Annotated in this window: 3 protein-coding genes; 1 reads left to right on the top strand and 2 read right to left on the bottom strand. The window is 56.4% G+C overall.

All coding sequences use genetic code 11. From position 1 onward, the window contains the following. Positions 1-258: hypothetical protein (locus VMN77_06575; GenBank protein HTN43445.1), on the top strand; the 258-nt coding region annotated here is incomplete at its 5' end. A gap of 161 nt (positions 259-419) precedes the next feature. Here VMN77_06575 and VMN77_06570 read toward each other — a convergent pair. Next, a complete protein-coding gene (locus tag VMN77_06570; GenBank protein ID HTN43444.1) occupies positions 420-1850 on the bottom strand; it encodes a phosphomannomutase/phosphoglucomutase in 1431 nt (476 codons plus the stop codon). A gap of 155 nt (positions 1851-2005) precedes the next feature. After that, positions 2006-3454: a mannose-1-phosphate guanylyltransferase/mannose-6-phosphate isomerase gene (locus VMN77_06565; protein ID HTN43443.1), complete on the bottom strand. Its 1449-nt coding sequence runs from the start codon at positions 3452-3454 to the stop codon at positions 2006-2008. Between the last annotated feature and the right edge of the window lie 236 nt (positions 3455-3690).

Raw genomic sequence — 3690 nt, 5'->3', positions numbered from 1 at the left:
ATCTGCGTTTCTTACTCGGCAGAACATTCCGTGATCCCCCGCGAGCCGAACAGGAAGGTCGCGGAGAAACCTGAATCCGACGATTCTATTTTGTTGAGGGTGTTCTACGTTATTGTCGCAAACCTAAACCGCATGATTACCCATACATCGGACCGGGGGGTACCGGGATTTTCCGAATATTCCAAAATGAGAGTAACTAATGATATAAAACACACCCCAAAAGCCGATGGAATAAGCCATTTTATAACAAAACGATGATTTGAAGTCAATCAATATTATTCACGTATTAGCGCGCGACCCTTTATCATTTGGTTTATTGGTTAAGCCACAAACACACGAATATCAGGGTAACCGGCTTTAATAACCCCTTATCGGTCGCCGATCCGAACTTTTCGGTCAATTTGCTGCCCGAGGGAAGTCTAAGGTGAATTCTGGACTCTGGACAACTCACGTTCAACGAAACTTTGGATGGCTTCCGCCTGTTTCGGCGTCCGGGCCTCAAAGCGGAGGACCAAAGCCGGCTGGGTGTTGGAGGCCCGAACCAAGCCCCACCCGTCATCGAACACGACCCTCACCCCGTCCAGGGTGATCAGGTCCCGGATGGGGATCGAACCGGGAAGCGGACACGAGCGCAAGGCCTCGAAGCGTTCCTTTAATTTCTGTACGATAAGAAATTTCCGGTCATCCGGGCAGTCCAGTCGGATTTCCGGGGTGGAGCTGGTCTTTGGCAGATCCGATAATAATTGGGACAGGGGTTTCCGGTCCTCGGCCAGAATCTCGACCAGCCGGCAACCGGCATACACCGCGTCATCATAGCCGAAGTAACGGTCCGCGAAAAAGATATGACCGCTCATCTCCCCGGCCAGCAACGCTCCGGTTTCCTTCATCTTGGACTTGATCAGGGAGTGACCGGCCTTCCACATGAGCGCCTGTCCGCCGTGACGCCGGATGTCGTCGTATAGAACCTGCGAGGCTTTCACCTCCGAGAGGATCATCGCCCCGGGCCTTCGGCGCAGTACGTCTCGGGCGAAGATCATCAACAACTGGTCGCCCCAAAGAATCTCTCCCCGTTCGTCCACCGCGCCGATTCGATCGGCATCCCCGTCATAAGCGATCCCCAGATCGGCCCGTTTGGATCGGACGGTTTCGATGATATCCTTGAGGTTTTCCGTAACCGTGGGATCCGGGTGATGGTTTGGAAAGCGGCTGTCCAACTCGCTGTACAACTCGATCACTTCGCATCCCATGTTCTTCAGGGCCCGGGGTCCCACCAGGGCCCCCATCGCATTCCCGCTGTCCACGACGATCTTGATTCCCCGCCCCTTCACCGAGCCGAACTGGCGTCTAAGATAATCAAGATACGATGGAATGATTTCCTGAGAACGAAGGGCCGGAGCCGCGCCCGCCTGCCCGGCGGGAAGGCCGGTCTCATAATCCTTCGCCTCGATCATCCGCCGGAGTTTTTGAATTTCTTCGCCGTAAAGGGTTTCTCTTCCGACGCATAACTTGAAACCGTTATACTCGGATGGGTTGTGACTGGCGGTAATCATCGCCCCGCCGTCGACCGGGAGATTAAAAAGAGCGAAATATAGCAACGGGGTGGGACAGACGCCGATATCCGTCACGCCGATCCCCGCCGCGGTAACTCCATCGATCAGGCGTTGACGCAGCAGCGGGGAACTCTCCCGCCCGTCCCGGCCGACCGCGATCTGTCGCAGATTTCTCCTTCGAAGGGTCGTTCCAAACGCCTTTCCGATCTGCTCCGCCAGGTCCGGAGTCAGATCTTGTCCGACCACGCCCCGTATATCGTACTCACGGAAGATCTTTTGCATCGATGCTTGGCCTTTCATAACGTGCGGCTTTTTGTCCCGATCGACCAATTCGGCGAAGCCTTATCGACAAAATGCGCAGAGCGGTGCTTGTCCCAGCGCGGAGGTAAACTCCGCGCTGCTTTAAATAAATAGGTCAATGAGCCGATGTATTTGTGACACCCCGCGCTTAAAAGCTATGCTTTCCGCCCGTAATCGTCCTGAAACCGAACGATATCGTCTTCTCCGAGGTAATCGCCGTTCTGAACCTCGATGATCTGGAGCGGCGTCGCGCCGGGGTTTTCCAGGCGGTGTTTTGTATTCATCGGGATGTAGGTGCTCTCATTTCGCGCCAGATCATACACCCGCTCGCCGCAGGTGACCCGCGCGGAACCGGAAACGACCACCCAGTGTTCGCTCCGGCGATGATGCAATTGAAGAGACAAACGGGCCTTTGGATTGACCACGATCCGCTTGATCTTGTATTGGTCCCCGTTTTCAAGAACGGTATAGCTGCCCCACGGCCGCCAGACGGTTCGGTGGACCAAATGCTCCTCGGCGTTGCGTTGCCGGAGGGCCTCGACGACCTTCCGGACGTCCTGCGCGCGATTCTTATGGCAGACCAGCGTCGCATCTTCCGTATCCACCACCACCATATTCTCAAGCCCGATCGTCGCCACGAGGCGTTTTTCGGCGTAAAGAATGGAATTCCGACTGTCGAGATCGATAATGTTTCCGAAGATCACATTCCCCCTGGAATCCGCCCGGCTGATCTGTTCCAGGGCGGTCCAGCTTCCCACATCGCTCCACCCCATCTCGACCGGAAGGACCGCCAGGTTTTTGCGGAGTCTTTCCAAAACTCCGTAATCAATCGAGACGGAATCCAGTTGCTCGTACACCTTCTCAATCGTTTTTTCTTCCTCGGCCGTTCCCAATGCCGCCCCGATCGAGGCCAACCCCCGGTACAATCGGGGTTGCAAGACCCGGATCGCGTCCAGAATCGCCGAGGCCTTCCAGACAAAGATGCCGCTGTTCCAGTAGAACCGGCCGTCCGAAACATAACGTTTTGCCGTGGCCCGATCGGGCTTTTCCGTAAACCGGCTGACCTGATAAGCCGCCGGTCCCCGACTCGACATGCGCCCCGTAATCGTTTGACCCCGTCGGATATAGCCATACCCGGTCTCCGGCCGAACCGCTTTGGTTCCAAAGGTCACAAGCCATCCTTCCCTGGCCAGACGGCTCGCCGACCGTACCGCCCGGGCGAAGACGGAATTTTTCAGGATCACATGGTCGGCGGGCATGACGACCATCACGGCCTCCGGATCCTTTCGCTTCAAGGCCACCGCCGCAAGACCGATCGCGGCCGCGGTGTTCCTGGCCCGAGGCTCAAGGAGAACATGATCGGAGGGCAACGAAACGACGGCGGACGCCTGCATCCGGACCGCGTCGGCCTGGCGGCGATGCGTCACGACGTGAATGTTCTCGGCCGGAGCCGCGCCCATCGCGCAACGCAACGTTCGCTGGAGCATCGTCTCGTCGCCGATCAGCTTCAGAAGCTGTTTGGGATAGAGCTCACGACTCAAGGGCCAAAACCGCGTTCCGCTTCCACCGGCCAGCACAATGGGGTAAAGGCTGTTCTTATTCATGGTCATCGTGGAAAAATACGACCGTCAATCATTTCATCCTTTCATCATCACGGTGATCGATATTAAACAAAAGGATACCAAAACCGAACCGCGCATAGCAAGCCGGAGAGACCGGGGCGGCCCGCTTCTCAAACCCGTTTTCTTGTGCTAAGATGGCCGCTCGTTGATATGGAGCGAGCCTCTACGATGATGGCAAAAAAGCCGACACTGATTTTGAACCCGGTTGCCGGTCCGGT

The organism is Nitrospiria bacterium, from assembly GCA_035498035.1.
Lineage (GTDB): Bacteria > Nitrospirota > Nitrospiria > JACQBZ01 > JACQBZ01 > JACQBZ01.
The sequence above is the reverse complement of the archived record's forward strand: the minus strand, read 5'-3'. Positions and strand labels throughout refer to the sequence as shown.